Consider the following 16,191-nt stretch of genomic DNA (forward strand, 5'->3'; position numbering starts at 1 on the left):
ATATCATTATATCTACTTTATTTTTAGTAGAAGACTTATAAATACATACTAATAACAAATAAATAAAAATTACTTTTTTGCATTATAATTTAAATATAAAAAAGTAACAAAACAAATTTATAATGCAACGCAAATGATACATTATACAAAATTTAATACGCATAAAGAAAGAATTTAATATAATTTAATAATATGAAAATAGACAAATCAAAAATTAAAAATTTTTCAATCATCGCACATATTGATCATGGTAAAAGTACCCTCGCTGATCGCATTCTTGAAATAACTAACACTGTTGCAACAAGAGAATTAAAAGAGCAATTTCTTGATTCAATGGATTTAGAAAAAGAGCGTGGAATTACTATAAAACTTAATGCAGTGCAAATTAAATATAAAGATTATATTTTTCATCTTATTGATACCCCTGGTCATGTTGATTTTACTTATGAAGTTTCACGTTCCTTGGCAGCTTCTGAAGGTGCTTTGTTACTAGTTGATGCAACACAAGGCATTGAGGCACAAACTCTTGCAAATGTATATCTTGCTCTAGAAAACAACCTTGAAATAATTCCGGTAATTAATAAAATTGATTTGTCATCTGCAGATGTGGAAGGTGTTAAAAAAGAAATTGAAGATGTTATCGGGATACCAACCGAGAATGCTGTATTAGTATCAGCAAAAACAGGATTAGGGGTAGATAAGTTACTTGAAGCAATTATAAAATATATCCCGTCTGCAAAAGATGCTGATGATGATAAACCATTAAAAGCTTTAATTTTCGATAGTTATTTTGATCCATACCGTGGTGTTGTAATGTTAGTTCGGATTTTTGAAGGGATTTTAAAAGTAGGTGATAAATTTAAATTTATGTCTCGAAACGATGAGAACAATCGCTATCATGTAATCGAATTAGGGGTCAGAAATCCTTATGAAACTAAAAAAGAGGTGTTACAAGCAGGTGAAGTAGGTTGAGTTTCTGCAGCCATCAGAGATGCTAAGGAAGTTAATGTCGGTGATACCATTACACATTTAGAAGAACCAACTCAAAATGCTTTACCTGGTTATAAGAAAATGAAACCTGTTGTTTTTACTGGATTTTATCCAGTTGATACACGAGATTATTCACTACTTAAAGAGAGTTTAGAAAAAATTTCTTTAAGTGATTCATCAATAAGTTGAGAACAAGAAACATCCAAAGCATTAGGATTTGGATTTCGTGTTGGTTTTTTAGGACTTTTACATATGGAAATCCTACAAGAACGATTAGATCGTGAATATAAAGTTGGTATCATTGCAACTTCTCCAAGTGTAGAATATAAAGTTACCACCACCAAAGGTGAAATAGAAATGATCGCCAATCCTACCTTACTCCCTGATCGAACATTTATTGAAAAAATCGAAGAACCTTATGTGCAAGCACAAATTTTTATCCCTAACGAATATATAGGTAATGTAATGGAATTATGCCAAAACAAGCGTGGGATATATAAGTCGCTTGAAATGATAGATTCTAAGCGTTCTAATGTAATTTATGAACTACCATTGGCTGAAACTATTTTTGATTTCTTTGACCGTCTTAAATCAACTACCAAGGGCTATGCTTCATTTGAATATGAATGATTAGGATATCGTGAAAGTGATTTAGTAAAAGTAGATATTTTACTTAACGGGGATAAAGTTGATGCTTTTTCAATTATATGTCATCGTGATCGAGCTTATGAACAAGCTCGACAATTATGTGTTAAACTAAAGGATGCTATTCCTAGACAAAACTTTGAAGTCCCTGTGCAAGCAACAATCGGTGGAAAAATTATCGCTCGCGAAACTATTAAGGCTTATCGAAAAGATGTTACTGCTAAGTTATATGGTGGAGATGTAACTCGAAGACAAAAGTTACTCAAAAAGCAAAAGGAAGGTAAAAAACGTATGAAAAAACTTGGTAGCATCGAAGTTCCACAAGAAGCCTTCTTATCAATTTTAAAAACTAATATAGAAACAAAAAAATAGGAGAAATATGAATAAAAAAGATGATTTTTATGAATATGTTAATGCAGAATGATTAAAAACTGCTAAAATACCAGAAGATCGTTCATCAATCGGATCTTTTGTTGAGTTAGAGTTAAATTTAGAAAAATTACTTAAGAACTTAATTTCCCAATGATCATTAGGTAAACAAGAATTGCCAGAAGATCATCCGATGATGTCTGATTTAGTAAAATTTTATCAACTCATTATTAATTCAAAAAAAAGAAATGAATTAGGTTGACAACCTGTTCGTAATTTTTTAGATAGAATATATCAATTTAACTCTTTTAATGATATTTTCAATGCAAATCGTGATGTGTGATTAAATTACAATTTCTTACCATTAGAATTACAAATTTATGAAGATTTTGCAGATAATGATAAAAGAATTTTGTGACTTGATTCAGTTTCAGTAATCTTGCCATCTAAGGAAACTTATGAGCAACCAAAAGAAAAAGAAAAATTACTTAATGCATGAAAAAATATGGTAAATGATTTACTTTTAGATTACGGTTTTGCTCAGCAAAAAGTAAATATAATGATTGAAAATGCGATTGCTTTTGATGATATTTATAAAGACCACATTCTTTCATCAGTCGAACAAGCAGATTATGTTTCCTTATATAATCTGAAAACCAGAGAAGAACTAAGTTTATTTTCTAAAAAATATGACCTTTTAAGACTCTTAGACTTAATTATTGGACAAAAAGTATCAGAAGCATCAATTCCAAACCTAAGACTTTTTGCTAAGTTTGATGAAATTTTTAATGAAGTAAACTTTGAAAAATTCCGTGATTCAATGTTTATTAAAAATATGCTAGCAACTACAACTTATTTATCAGAAGAAATAAGAATTAAAGCAACCGAGTATGCTAATGCAGTAAATTCAGTGGCAAAAGTAAGAGAATTAAATGATTTTGCATATGATTTAACCAGCAAGTTCTTTGGAATGCCACTCGGAATGTTCTATGCTGATAAATATTTTGGATCAAAAGCTAAAGCAGATGTAGAAAATATGATTGCATCTATGATTGATGTATACAAAGATAGTTTATTACATAACAGTTGACTATCAAAAGAAACAATTCAAAAAGCAATCTTGAAACTTGAAAAATTTGAACCAATGGTAGGTTATCCAGAAAAAATTCGTCCATATTATGCTAAATTTAAGGTAAAAACATATCAAGATGGTTCTAATATTTTTGAAAACATTAAGGAATTTAACAAACATATCAGTGAATATCAATTATCCTTATATCATAAATCAGAAGATAAAAAACTTTGGGGTATGACACCCGCTACAATTAATGCTTACTATAATCCAATGCGAAATCAAATTGTTTTTCCTGCTGCGATATTAGCATCTCCTTTTTATGATATAAATCAGTCTAAATCAGCTAATTTCGGTGGAATCGGGGTTGTTATCGCACATGAAATTTCACATGGTTTTGATAACAATGGGGCACAATTTGACGAAAACGGTAAGTTAAACAACTGATGAACTGCAAATGACTTAAATGAATTTAAAAAACGCACACAAGCTGTTATTGATCTTTATGACGGAACAGAGACAGAATATGGTAAAGTGAATGGAAAATTAACAGTTTCTGAAAATATCGCAGATTTAGGTGGATTTGATTGTGCTTTAAAAGCAGCTCAAAAATATCCTGATTTTGATGCACATGCATTCTTTGAAAACTGAGCTACTGTTTGACGAGCAATTTATAAAGAAGGTAGAGCAAAAAGACTACTTGATTCAGATGTACATGCTCCAACCAAAGTACGTGCAAATAAAGTTTTATCTAATAACGAATTATTTTTAAAAACCTATGATATAAAAGATGGTGATCAAATGTATTTATCATCTGAAAAGCGCATTAAAATTTGATAAAAATATCCACTTATGTGGATATTTTTATACAAAAAACAACCCTAGGTGGGCTGTTTGCAATAAATTTTTAAAGCTCTAAAATAAGTAAGGAAATTAAACTAATTCAATTAAGGCCATTCGAGTATTATCACCCAATCGTTTTGGTAATTTAATAATTCTTGTGTATCCACCGTTTCTTTGTGCATATTTAGGTGCTACTGTGTCAAATAAATGTTTAAGAACATTTTTGTTACCTTCAACTTTAATGTCGCGAACATATGAAGCTACTGCACGTCTGTTTGCTAAGGTAGGGGTTTTTGCTTTTTGAATCATACGTTCAGCATGTCTGCGAACTTCTTTTGCACGGGTTAAGGTTGTTGTTAGATGTCCATGAGCTAGCAACTCACTAACTAATGAACGCATTACACCAGTTCTTCATTTTGTATCACGTGAATAGATTTGTTTTGGATTTGCCATATTATTCAACTCCTTCTTTTAAAATAATACCTTGTTCAGCGAGTTTTTTGACGATTTCTTCAATAGATTTTTTACCTAAGTTTTTAATGTTTTCAAGGTCTTCAAGTTTCATTGCAGCAAATTCACTAAGTTTGCGTTTATTAGCTTTTTTAAGTGCATTATATGAACGAACACTTAAACCAAGTTGTGAAATATCAATATCATCATCAGGTTTTTCTTCTTCAACTTGTTTTGGTTCTTCAAAGATTTTTACATCTTCCATACTATCAACATTACCGATAACAGCGAATAAACCGATTAAAATTTCTGATGCAGATTTAATCGCTTGTTTTGCTGAAACCGTTCCGTTTGTCTTAATATTTAATTCAAGTTCTTCTTCAATCTTGGGTGATGATGAGTTTAGTTCTCTTTGTGTATATCATACTTTTTCAATTGGAGAAAAATCAGAATCAACTGCGATATATTCGGCCTTTTTAATATCTGTATCTAACGAAACTTTGATTTGTGGATTTAGTAAAAGAACTTTATTCTCCTCAAATGAAACAAATCCACGTCCTGCACGTAAAAACATTTCTAATTTTAATGCATTTGGATTCACTACTTCTGCAATGTGTACTGATGGATCAATAACACGAACACCAGGGTTTGAAATCTGCATTTTTCCTGCTGTTAATACACCTGATTCATCTGCTACCAATTTAACCTTAACAATTTCATTATCTGAAACAATATTAGGATCATAAGTGAATTTAACCTTACGCAAATTCATAATCAAACTTGGAACATCTTCTACAACTTCTTTAATTGTAGAAAATTCATGCTCTACCCCTTCGATGCGAACACAAAATGGTGCAAGCGAAGTAGTAGATGAAAGCAATACACGTCTTAATGCAACTCCTAATGTGTTTGCATAACCTCTTTCGAGTCCTTGTAAGGTGAATGTGGTTTCATTATCGTCTGTTTCTCTAAATACTGGTTTTTTTCTATAAGATAATTGTTTCATCTTTTCCATATCGAGACTCCTTTAAATACTATGGTATTAATTATTTTTTTGCACGTTCACGTTTTAAAATACGTTTTGGAGGTCTAGTACCATTATGCGGAACAGGTGTAACATCTTTGATTTCAGTAACTGTAATTCCAGCAACTTCAATTTGTTTTCTAGCAGCATCTTTACCTGCTCCTAGTCCTTTTAATTCAACCTTGACTGTCTTCATTCCGTGTTCTTTTGCAGCTTCCGCGGCTGCTTGTGCTGCTAAACCTGCAGCATATGGAGTTTTTTTCTTGGTCCCTTTATAACCAATTGCTCCTGCTGATGATCAAGCAATTACATCACCTTTTTCATCTGTGAAAGTAACAATAGTGTTTTGATTTGTTGAGTGAATATGTGCTATTCCACTAACAATATTTTTCTTTTTTGATTTACGAGCCATTATTTACCTTTCTTTCCTGCTACAGTTTTTCTTGGACCTTTACGGGTACGAGCATTCTTTTGGGTTGATTGACCACGAACTGGTAATCCTTTACGGTGTCTGATCCCACGGTAGCATTTAATTTCCATTAAACGTTTAATGTTTAAAGTTACTTCTCTGCGTAAATCACCTTCGGTGGTATATACTTTTGCAGCTTCACGAATTCTTGATAATTCTTCTTCACTTAGATTTTTAACACGAGCATCTTCACTTACTTTTGCAGTTTTACAAATTTCTTTTGCTAAGGTTCTTCCAATTCCATAAATGTAAGTTAATGAAACAACTACACGCTTATCATTTGGAATTTCAACATTTAAAATTCTAGCCATTTAACTTTCCTTTCTTATTAACCTTGTCTTTGTTTGTGTTTTGGATGAATACAAATCACACGGTTTACACCTTTACGTTTAATGATCTTACAATCTTTGCAAATACTCTTTACACTTGCTCTAACTTTCATAGTTTCTCCTTTTATTTATGACGATAGACAATGCGTCCTTGTGTCAAATCATAAGGACTCATTTCTACATCAACTGTATCACCAGGTAAAATACGAATATGATTTACACGCATTTTACCTGAAATATGAGCTTTAATTAGGGCACCGTTATCGCTTAATTCAACTGTATATAAGTCTGTTGTATGAGCTTCTTTAACGACTGCTTTAAATTTAATTGCGTCTTTTGCCAAATTATATTCCTTTCGTTAGAACGACACCTTGAAAATCCTTTATTAAAACGGTATGTTCATAATGGGCTGTATTTGTTTTATTAGCGCTAATAACAGTTCAACCATCTGATAAAATTTTAATATGTGGAGTTTGAATTATCATTGGTTCAATACAAAGAACCATACCGTTTTTTAATAATGGACCACTTCCTTTATGTCCTGTATTATTAACATTTGGATCTTGATGGAGATGACTTCCAATACCATGACCACAAAACTCAACAGGTGTATATAATCCGTTTTTTTTGATATACCTACCTATTGCAGCACTGATGTCACCAACTCGAGCGCCTCTTTTAATTGCTTTTAATCCTGCTTCAAAGGCTCCTTTTGCAACATCAATAAGTTTTTGGTCAGATGCAGATACATTACCAATAGCTTTGGTAAATGCACTATCACTATTAAACCCCTGTCAGATGCAACCGATATCAACACTAACTAAGTCACCATCTTTTATAATGTAATTATTAGGGATTCCGTGGATCAATTGTTCATTTACAGAGATGCATGTGGTTGCAGGAAAACCATATAAACCTAAAAAAGCTGGTTTAGCACCCCTTTTAGTAATTTCTTTAAAAGCTAATTGATCAATTTCTTTTAAAGAAACCCCTGGTCTTATGAAATCTCACAAAATTTGTTTTACTTCTGCCAAGATTTTACAACTTTTGGTAATTTTTTTGATTTGTTCTTCGTTTAAAATTTGAATCAATACTACCTCCAGATGTACTTTTGAAAACAAAAAAATGATACTTTTTCAAAAGTATCATAATTTTATCATCTTATTTTAAAATGAGAAGCAATTTCATTAGCAACTTCTTCAGGATCGCCTTCACAAGCAAAAGTTAGTAATTCACCTGTTTTTTTATAATATTCTAATAATGGTTTAGTTTGTTCATCGTATATTTTAAGACGGTTTTTAATTTTTTCAGGCTTGTCATCATCGCGTGAATAAAGCCTTCCACCATCAATATCGCAATAATCGGGAACGAAACTTCTTTTGAATTTTATATGATAACCTGTCCCACAAATTTCGCAAGCAAGTCTACCAGATAAACGTTCCATTATTATTTTTTCAGAAGCAGTTAATAATATAACTTTGAATTTTAAATTAGGAATTTGTTTTAGAAATTCTGCTTGTGCAATAGTACGTGGATAACCGTCTAAAATAAAAAACTTATTTTCTGCTCGTAGTTTCAAAATTGCATTTTTAACTATTTCATTTGTAATTTCATCAGGAACATATCCACCTGAGTTTACATAATATTCTACTTTCTGACCAAGTTGTGTTTTATTATGGATTTCTTGACGAAAAATATTTCCGGTAGATAAATGTATTCATTCGGTTTTCTTAGCAAAAACTCCTGCTACAGTTCCCTTACCTGCTCCAGGTTGTCCCATTAAAATTATATTTGTATCTATTTTTCCTATCATAATAATCCTGTTCCCATCTTCTTATCATCGTCTGATTTATCAGAATTTAAATTTTCAAAATTTTCAAGAGTAAGTCGTTTTGCCTTAGATAATTTGTTGCTCATACGACGTGCTTTAAGTTGTCCGAGTGTTTCAAGTGAAGTTGATACCAAAATCATTAAACCTGTTCCACCAAAAGCAATTGCTTGAGGAAGTATATGAGCCATAATTGCAATAAATTGCATACTTCCTAGAATTACTAAGTAAAGTGATGAAAATACACTTAAACGAAAAACTATAGCAACTAAATAATCTTGCGTTTCTTCACCAGGACGCACCCCAGGAATAAATGTAGAGTTTTTAGTAAAATCTTCTGCTATTTTATCAACTTTTGATTGCTGAATTCCCATTAACACTGAAAACACTAACACTATTACAATTAACAAAGTAAATCCAATCGGTTGAGTGAATTGTAAATTTGTGTTTATTCAAAATTTGGCAGCACTATGTTGTGGTAAAACATTAGCGATCATTGTAGGAAATGATAAAACTAACATTGCAAAAATTATAGGCATTATCCCGCCCGGATTCGCTTTAATTGGTAATTTACCCATTTCCTTACGACTCTTTGAGCGTCCTGCTCCGACTTGTTGAATCGGCACATGTCTTTCCGAAACATATACAATTGCAATTATTACAATTGTTAAAATATAAACTAATAAATAACTAATAAAGCTTATTATGCCTTTCATTATTACACTTTCAGCTAAATCACCTATATAATATAAAATTGCTGTATGAAACTGACGAGGTAACCTTGCTGCAATACCAGTAAAAATTAATAAACTAGTTCCGTTACCCACTCCTTTGTTGGTAATTTGTTCTGAAATAAAAAGTGCTAATAACGAAGCAGAAACTAAAATCATCGGAATTATAAAATATACTAATGCATTTTCACTAAAATACTGGGTTCCTGTAATTGAAATAAATACAGATGATGGACTCCCTGATGAAAGAGCTCTTGTTAAAAACACTGCCTGCGGATAAGCAATTGCTAATGTTACAAAACGGGTAATAACATTAATTTTCTTTCTTCCTTGTGGCCCACTTTGTGAAAGTTTGTAAATTGGTGGAACAAACTTTGATTGCAAAATCATCATTATCAAGGATGCATTAATAAAAGGGCTAATCCCTAAGGCAAAAATCGAAAACTGACGCAAACCCCCACCACCAATTAAATTAAGAGTGTTTAAAAAAGCATTATTCGAAAGTTGACTTGGATCAGCAATCCGAATAAATGGTGCTGTAATAGTGGTTCCAAAAACAAAAACAGTAAGCATTATAATCGTAAAAATAATTTTTTTACTTAAATTTTTATTCTCTCAAAACTTTCTTCAGCCTTTAGATAGTTTATATCAAAGATTACTAAAAGTCAACAAATTTACTCCTTTATAAAAAACATTTTAATTATACCTTTTTTTATTAAATATGTGTGCTTAAAATAGTAAAGATATTTTACATTTTTGTCTATGTATCATACTTTTAAATATTATATTGTTTTAATTAATATAATTTCAAAAAACTAAATTGCTTTTAAATTTCTTATTATTTTAACGAAATTTGAAAGCAATTTTAAAAATTTATAAAACAAACATTATTTTGCTTTTCAATTTTAAATGTAGCGAAAATAATTATATAATTAAAATTATGAATGAGCAATATAATGCAAGTAGTATCCAACAATTAAAAGGTTTACAAGCGGTTCGTAAGCGTCCTGGAATGTATATTGGTGGAACTGATGCAAATGGTTTACACCATCTTGTCTGAGAAATTGTAGATAATGCAATTGATGAAGCTTTGGCTGGTTATGCAAACAAAATAGCAGTATTTTTAAGAACAGATGGTTCGGTAAAAGTTACAGATAATGGTCGAGGAATCCCAGTAGATAAGATAAAAGATGACGATCGCAGTGCTGTAGAAGTTGTTTTTACTGAATTACATGCTGGTGGAAAATTCGATTCAAGTGCTTATAAAACATCAGGCGGTTTACACGGTGTTGGTTCAAGTGTTACCAATGCTTTGTCAACTCAATTAATAGCAACTGTAGCAAGAAATGGTAAATTATATCGCACTGTTTTCGAAGGTGATAATATTAAAGAGCGAACCCATGAAGTAGGAAAGAGCAAGGAGACAGGGACATCGGTTGAATTTTGACCCGATTATCATTTCTTTAAACGTGCTAAATTAAATATAGATACAATTTCTGAACGTTTAAAGGAAAGTGCTTTTTTAATCTCTAATTTAGAAATTAGAGTTGTTGATGAAAACATCGGTTTTGATGAAACTTATCAGTATAATAATGGTATTCAAGCATTTATTGATTTTCTAAATGATTCCAAAACACCTTTAACTAAGGCGATTTCATTTAAAGACACCAAAAAAGACATTGAAGTTGAATTTGGTTTTCAATGAACTGATTCGTATTCGAATTTGTTATTAAGTTTCGTTAATAATGTTAAAACTCGCGATGGTGGTAGTCACGAAATTGGATTACGTAATGCTTTTAACAAAATAGTTAATGAATACGCCTTGAAAGAAGGTTTTTTAAAAGGCAAAAACATCTTTGATTCTGAAGAAATCAAGGAGGGCCTTACTTGTGTTATTTCGCTCAAAATTCCTGAACATCTTTTAGAATTTGTTGGACAAACAAAAGACAAATTAGGAACACCTGAAGCAAAGAATATTAGTGAAGAAATTGTTTCAAAATACTTGCAAAAATGAATTGAAGATAATAAAAATCAATTTAAGAAAGTTTTGGAAAAAATTAAACGTGCATATGAAATCCGACTTGAAGAACGTAAGCGTCGCGATGAAGCAAGACAATCTAAGAAGTCACTAAAAGAAAAAAGTATTATAAGTGACAAATTAACTCCAGCGACATCAAAAAAGGCTTCTGAAAGAGAGTTATTTATTGTCGAAGGCGATTCAGCAGGGGGATCTGCTAAAAGTGGTCGTGATCGTCGTTATCAAGCGATTTTGCCTCTGCGCGGAAAGGTTATAAATTCTGAAAAGAAAAGTATTATTGATTTACTTAAAAATAATGAAATAGCAACTATTATCAATGCAATTGGTGCTGGTTTTGCCAAGGATTTTGATTTAAATAAATGCAATTACAATAAAATAGTTATTATGACGGATGCTGACACCGATGGGGCACATATTCAAATTTTATTACTTACTTTTTTTTACCGTTTTATGAAACCTTTAATTGAAGCAGGTAAAGTTTATATCGCAATTCCTCCGTTATATAAAATTACTAATAAAAGCAAAAAAAACATTTTATATGCTTGAGATGAAAATGATTTAAGGGATATATTAACAAAACAAAAAGGTGCTATCGAACTACAAAGATATAAAGGGCTCGGTGAGATGAATGCTGATCAATTATGAGAAACTACAATGAATCCACAAACACGTACATTAATTAAAATTAGTATCGAAGATGCTTCACTTGCTGAAAGAAGGGTTTCAATTTTAATGGGTGAAGATTCATCGAAACGCAAGCAGTGAATTGATAGTAACATTGATTTTTCAGAAGAAGATTTGGATTTTATAGAAAAAATGGAAAAAATAACAAAAAAACACTAAAAATTTACTTATTTTGTTATTTATTATGATATATAAATGTTTTTTGTTGTATAATAAAATTCCTAAGTGTATTGTCAAATGTGCTTAGGATTCATTATTGATATCAAAATACTTAATACTTAGTAAAATCAAAATATTCATTTAAATATCAAATCTATATTCTATTATTTTATTCGTAAATTTTCATTTAAATTTTTACTCAATAATTCATAAAAATATTTAGTTTATTTATGTTCTCTCTTTTCATTCAGTTTTCGTTAACAAAATTTCTCATTCATTATTCTTTGTTATCTCGTTATAATTTTTCACATAATTTAATTTCTTTCTTATATTTTGTTTAAACTCTATATAATATAAATTGAAAAATGTAAATTAAAAATTTTAAAAGTAGTCAAATTTTTGACTGCTTTTTTATACATATAAAGAACTACCTTCTAAGTTTTATAACATCTTTTCAAACATACGGAATAGAATTTGGTGTACTTCTAAGTTTTGTAATATATACAATATGATTTTCTTTGTTTATTTGTGTCATAGAAAACTTTTCAATATCCAACTTGTATTTAACTTGTTTAAAGGCATGTTCAGCGTCTGCTACTTCTTTTAAAACATTTTTACCCTTTATCAATATCATTTTTCCACCAACTCTGATAAGGTGAAAGGCAACTAAAATTAATGTTTGGATATCTGCAACAGCACGGGCTGTTACAATATCGTATATATTTTTTTGTTTTTGTTCCTCAACTCGTTTTTTATAAACTTTAATATTAGTGATATTTAATTCTTTAATAACAAGATTTAAAAAATCACAACGTTTTGTTAGTGGTTCATAGATATCAAGTTGAAAATTAGAATTTAAGTTAGCAATAAAATAAGGAACCGATGGAAAACCTACACCTGCACCGATATCTAATACATTGCATTTATCAAACACTTTCATTATTTTGTCCATAAATGCTAGGGATTCCAGGATCCCTTCACTTCATAAACGATCATCGGAAAAACCCGTTAAGTTCATTACTTTATTTTTTTCTTCTATTAAATTGACATAATTATCAAGTTTTTCAAAGTCTCAACCTTTTTGATAACACAACTTTTGCACATATTCTTTTGAATCCATAATAATATTTTAACTTATTCAAAGTTTCTTTGTATTAAATTTTCAAATTATAAAATTTTATTATAATATCAAAAAAAGATATCTGAAAGGACAGTTATGAAATTTGATACAATTTCGCTTGCAATCGTCTTTGCTTTAGCATCCTTGGCTTTATTTATTTATGCAACTAAAAAGTTATCTACATCATTAAAAAGTATCGGTGATTCAAAATTTCGTAAGGTGATAAAATTTATAACTAAAAATAACTATATTGCTTTGCTGGTAGGGATTCTATTCACAACTTTTATCCAATCTTCGGATGGTGCAATCGCATTAATAATGGGACTTTTAGCAGCACGATTTATAAGTTTAAGAGCAGCTATTGCCTTTTTACTCGGTGCAAATATCGGAACTGCAACAACATCCTTAATCGTTTCATTTCAATCAAGTTTTAAATTTACTGAATACTTTATTTTATTTATGGTTATCGGAGTGTTTGGTTCATTACTCACTAAAAAAGATAGATGACAAAACATTTTTTTGCTAGCAATTGCAATAGGAATGGTATTTTTATCACTAAAAATAATGTCATCTGCTGCAAAAGAAATTGTAAAACAAGATTTCTTTAAGAAAACCCTATCTGTTGCTGGAGCAAATCCATGATCTGCCTTCTTGTTTTCATTTGTTCTTACTGGGATTTTACAATCTTCTAGTGCAACTGTTACTTTATATCAAATTGTCTTTAAAGAGCAAGATACATTACAAATTTATTCAGCTATCGCCTTAGTTCTTGGTGCTAATTTAGGAACAACTATAACCGGTTTAATAGTTTCTTTCACATCTAAAAATAATAATTCTAAGAAAATTGCTATTTTATGAGGATTTACTAATTTATCAATTGCCTTACTTATCTTGCCTTTCTTATATCCTTTAACTTATTATGCAGACTTTATATTATTAATGGCACCCACACAAAAAACCTTGCAATTATCCTTGGCTCACTTGTTCTTTAACTTCATCTTAGTCGGTATTTTCTTTTGGTTAATTAAATATCTTGAATTATTTGTAAATAAGATTATAAAAGATAAAAATATAAACAAAGAATTTGAAATTATTCTGCCTGCTCAACTGATTAATGAAAACCCATCATTGGCACTAAAGGCTGCTAAAAATGCCTTGTATACCCAAGGTAAAATTTCTCAAAAAGGAATGAAATTACTTTGAGAATATATAAAAAGTGGAGATCAAAAAATCTTGAGAGAATACCATCACTTGGAAGAAGTTATTGATAATACACGGACATTAATATATAACTATTTAGTTCAGCTTAACAGTCGCAATTTAAATACCGACGATGCTAAATTGCATTTATCATTAATTCTTTCAAGTCGTTCAGTTGATAAAATAATGGGATTGGGAAATGATGTTATCTTAGAATTAAATAAAACTTATATATCAAAATCAACACAAAAATTCGACTTAGATAGCGAAATAATAACTGAAATAAGTGAATTAGTAGAATCTTTGCAGACTTTGTTAAAAAATTCAATCAGACAATTAGAAAACCAAACTGATGAAAGAAGTAATTTTATTGATAAACTATACACAAATATTAATAGTTTATCGGATGAATTCACTAAAGTAAATGTAGAACGTTTGAAAACACAAAATGGACAAAAGCAACTTGATAAAGATTTTGATTATGGTATTTTATTAAGAACCATCGAAAGAATTGCACATCACTGTCAAAGAATAAATCATTATATTAAAAACACTAGACTTAATATTCATGATATTTCACTTGATGAACAAAAAAACTTTGTTGATGTTTAGGGAATTTGCATATTTTATATGCTTTTGTATTTTTCGTTTTATCAGAATAATTGTGTAAAATTATATCAAGTCAAAAAGGAGATGAAATGAGTAGAACATTGATAAAATTAGGTGATCCTATAACAGGTTTATCAGGTGTTATAGGTATTCCGGTTCAAAGTTATAATATCCCTCCTAATTATCACAAAATAATAGATGCAAGGTTAGAAAGCACGGGATATGATAATGAATTAAAAAAAGAAAAAAATAATCATATTCTTGAAATGGCTGGTGAATTATATTTATTTGAAAAATCACTTCCTGACTTTCTTAATTCAAGCATGTCATTAAATGAACTAATGAGTAAGGTAAGTAAAAAAAATTTCAGCAAACTATTAAACAAATATGTAAGAAGATTAGTAGATGATAAAGTTATTTCAAGTAGTGATGCAAATTTAATTACAAACCAAAGTCCAAAAAAATTTAATGAAATGTATGATAAATTTCTTGGTGAATTAAGACTTTCTGTCGATAAATTGAAGCTACAGATACAAGAAAATATTAAGAAAGAAAAAAGAATAAGAAAAATTAATAGGGTATCTCTAGATGATGAAAAAGGATATAAAATAAATATTGAAGATGATATAGAAAATTCAAAAAAAATAACTATTAGGTTCTTTGAGGTTGAGAAAAAAATAGAGCAAATAAAACCTATTTTGAAACTCTTGAATGAAGGGGTTAAAAGTACTAATGATATATTATTAAAATTAAATTCTGCTTATCTTTCTCTTGCTGTTACTTCTACATTATCAGGAATTGTAGCATTTTTTATTCCAGTTGTTGGTGCTGTTTTAGGTGCTGGTTCTGCTTTTTCATTAATTGTTCTAACAGGGGTTATAATTTATTTTAAGACAAGAAAACAGAATTTTTTAGATAAAAATGCAGCATTAAAAAAAATAATTTCACTTGATGATGGATCTAATGTTGAAGAATCAAAAATATCTTATTTCTATGATGCATACGACTTTGCATCTAATGGATGAAAAATAACAGACAATATTTTTAAATTAGTAATGTATTTTAAAAGTAAAATTTCAAATGCTATTAAGGATATGCTAGAATTTTCATTACCTTCTTTAGAATCATTAGGGATTGATGGCTTATCAATAATACTTGCATTAGGTGATAGAACACAAATACAAAGAGAAAATGATATTATAAATAATTATACAAGTGATTTAAAGAAGACATTAGATTCGCTATATAATGAATTAAATAACATAAAAAAAGTAGAATGAGTTGTAATAAAAGAGACACCTAAAAACGATTCATATAATCATGGCGGAAAAGGTGGAAGAAATTTAGTCTTCAAAAACCTTGAAACTGGTCAAATCCTTACAATTAATGAAATGTTACAACAAACAGACTTGCAACTATATAAATGGGGACTAAAAAAAGTATATAACCCTGCTCGAAAAGTAACATATATAAGAAAATTACCAAATAAAACAAAGTTAGATAATTTAGGTTAATATGTTTTTATTATTTCTTTCTCTCCTAATACTTCCTGCAATATTACCACTTAGTATGGTATTAATTCTTATTATTTATAAATATTGTTTTCAAATTTTCTTTTATATCCTTAATGA

General features: G+C 29.7%; 15 protein-coding genes. 5 read left to right on the top strand and 10 right to left on the bottom strand.

Features of this window, described 5'->3' with window-relative positions:
• Positions 1 to 192 precede the first annotated feature (192 nt).
• Positions 193 to 2,007 carry a translation elongation factor 4 gene (lepA, locus tag ACXYRQ_RS01370; RefSeq protein ID WP_458614584.1) on the top strand — a complete coding sequence of 605 codons (1,815 nt, stop codon included), beginning with the start codon at positions 193 to 195 and terminating at the stop codon, positions 2,005 to 2,007.
• Positions 2,008 to 2,014: 7 nt separating this feature from the next.
• Complete coding sequence (locus tag ACXYRQ_RS01375) at positions 2,015 to 3,916, top strand: M13 family metallopeptidase (protein WP_458614585.1); 1,902 nt, start codon at positions 2,015 to 2,017, stop codon at positions 3,914 to 3,916.
• A gap of 93 nt (positions 3,917 to 4,009) precedes the next feature.
• Here the strand turns inward: ACXYRQ_RS01375 and rplQ are convergent, their stop codons facing one another.
• The 9 genes from rplQ to secY form a co-directional block, all read right to left on the bottom strand.
• A complete protein-coding gene (gene rplQ, locus ACXYRQ_RS01380; protein WP_458597558.1) occupies positions 4,010 to 4,372 on the bottom strand; it encodes a 50S ribosomal protein L17 in 363 nt (120 codons plus the stop codon).
• Position 4,373: 1 nt separating this feature from the next.
• On the bottom strand, positions 4,374 to 5,384 hold the full coding sequence (locus tag ACXYRQ_RS01385; protein ID WP_458607321.1) for a DNA-directed RNA polymerase subunit alpha: 1,011 nt from the start codon (positions 5,382 to 5,384) through the stop codon (positions 4,374 to 4,376).
• 31 nt (positions 5,385 to 5,415) lie between these two features.
• Positions 5,416 to 5,805: a 30S ribosomal protein S11 gene (gene rpsK / locus ACXYRQ_RS01390; RefSeq protein ID WP_435129049.1), complete on the bottom strand. Its 390-nt coding sequence runs from the start codon at positions 5,803 to 5,805 to the stop codon at positions 5,416 to 5,418.
• A complete protein-coding gene (rpsM, locus tag ACXYRQ_RS01395) occupies positions 5,805 to 6,173 on the bottom strand; it encodes a 30S ribosomal protein S13 (RefSeq protein WP_435129046.1) in 369 nt (122 codons plus the stop codon). Before rpsM ends, rpsK begins: the two co-directional genes overlap by 1 nt.
• A 17-nt stretch (positions 6,174 to 6,190) precedes the next feature.
• Positions 6,191 to 6,304: a 50S ribosomal protein L36 gene (rpmJ, locus tag ACXYRQ_RS01400; RefSeq protein WP_435129043.1), complete on the bottom strand. Its 114-nt coding sequence runs from the start codon at positions 6,302 to 6,304 to the stop codon at positions 6,191 to 6,193.
• Between the two features lie 11 nt (positions 6,305 to 6,315).
• A complete protein-coding gene (infA, locus tag ACXYRQ_RS01405; protein ID WP_435129040.1) occupies positions 6,316 to 6,534 on the bottom strand; it encodes a translation initiation factor IF-1 in 219 nt (72 codons plus the stop codon).
• A 1-nt stretch (position 6,535) separates the two neighbouring features.
• Positions 6,536 to 7,282 carry a type I methionyl aminopeptidase gene (map, locus tag ACXYRQ_RS01410; protein WP_458614586.1) on the bottom strand — a complete coding sequence of 249 codons (747 nt, stop codon included), beginning with the start codon at positions 7,280 to 7,282 and terminating at the stop codon, positions 6,536 to 6,538.
• A 62-nt stretch (positions 7,283 to 7,344) separates the two neighbouring features.
• The gene (locus ACXYRQ_RS01415) at positions 7,345 to 8,004 is read right to left on the bottom strand and encodes an adenylate kinase family protein (RefSeq protein WP_458597561.1); all 660 of its coding nucleotides are present in this window, start codon (positions 8,002 to 8,004) and stop codon (positions 7,345 to 7,347) included.
• Complete coding sequence (gene secY, locus ACXYRQ_RS01420; protein WP_458614587.1) at positions 7,998 to 9,422, bottom strand: preprotein translocase subunit SecY; 1,425 nt, start codon at positions 9,420 to 9,422, stop codon at positions 7,998 to 8,000. The genes ACXYRQ_RS01415 and secY overlap by 7 nt, the downstream gene beginning before the upstream one ends.
• 268 nt (positions 9,423 to 9,690) lie before the next feature.
• On the opposite strand from secY, the gene ACXYRQ_RS01425 reads away from it, so the two are divergent.
• A complete protein-coding gene (locus ACXYRQ_RS01425) occupies positions 9,691 to 11,631 on the top strand; it encodes a DNA gyrase/topoisomerase IV subunit B (RefSeq protein ID WP_458614588.1) in 1,941 nt (646 codons plus the stop codon).
• Positions 11,632 to 12,058: 427 nt separating this feature from the next.
• Here ACXYRQ_RS01425 and rsmG read toward each other — a convergent pair whose 3' ends face one another.
• The gene (gene rsmG / locus ACXYRQ_RS01430; protein WP_458614589.1) at positions 12,059 to 12,751 is read right to left on the bottom strand and encodes a 16S rRNA (guanine(527)-N(7))-methyltransferase RsmG; all 693 of its coding nucleotides are present in this window, start codon (positions 12,749 to 12,751) and stop codon (positions 12,059 to 12,061) included.
• A gap of 96 nt (positions 12,752 to 12,847) precedes the next feature.
• Between rsmG and ACXYRQ_RS01435 the strand changes: the two genes are divergently transcribed.
• Together ACXYRQ_RS01435 and ACXYRQ_RS01440 are read left to right on the top strand one after the other, a co-directional pair.
• The gene (locus tag ACXYRQ_RS01435) at positions 12,848 to 14,563 is read left to right on the top strand and encodes a Na/Pi cotransporter family protein (protein ID WP_458614590.1); all 1,716 of its coding nucleotides are present in this window, start codon (positions 12,848 to 12,850) and stop codon (positions 14,561 to 14,563) included.
• An 86-nt stretch (positions 14,564 to 14,649) separates the two neighbouring features.
• Positions 14,650 to 16,074, top strand: a complete 1,425-nt coding sequence (locus ACXYRQ_RS01440; RefSeq protein ID WP_458614591.1) for a hypothetical protein — start codon at positions 14,650 to 14,652, stop codon at positions 16,072 to 16,074.
• Positions 16,075 to 16,191: the final 117 nt, after the last annotated feature.

It is taken from the genome of Mycoplasma sp. 394 (assembly GCF_054353895.1).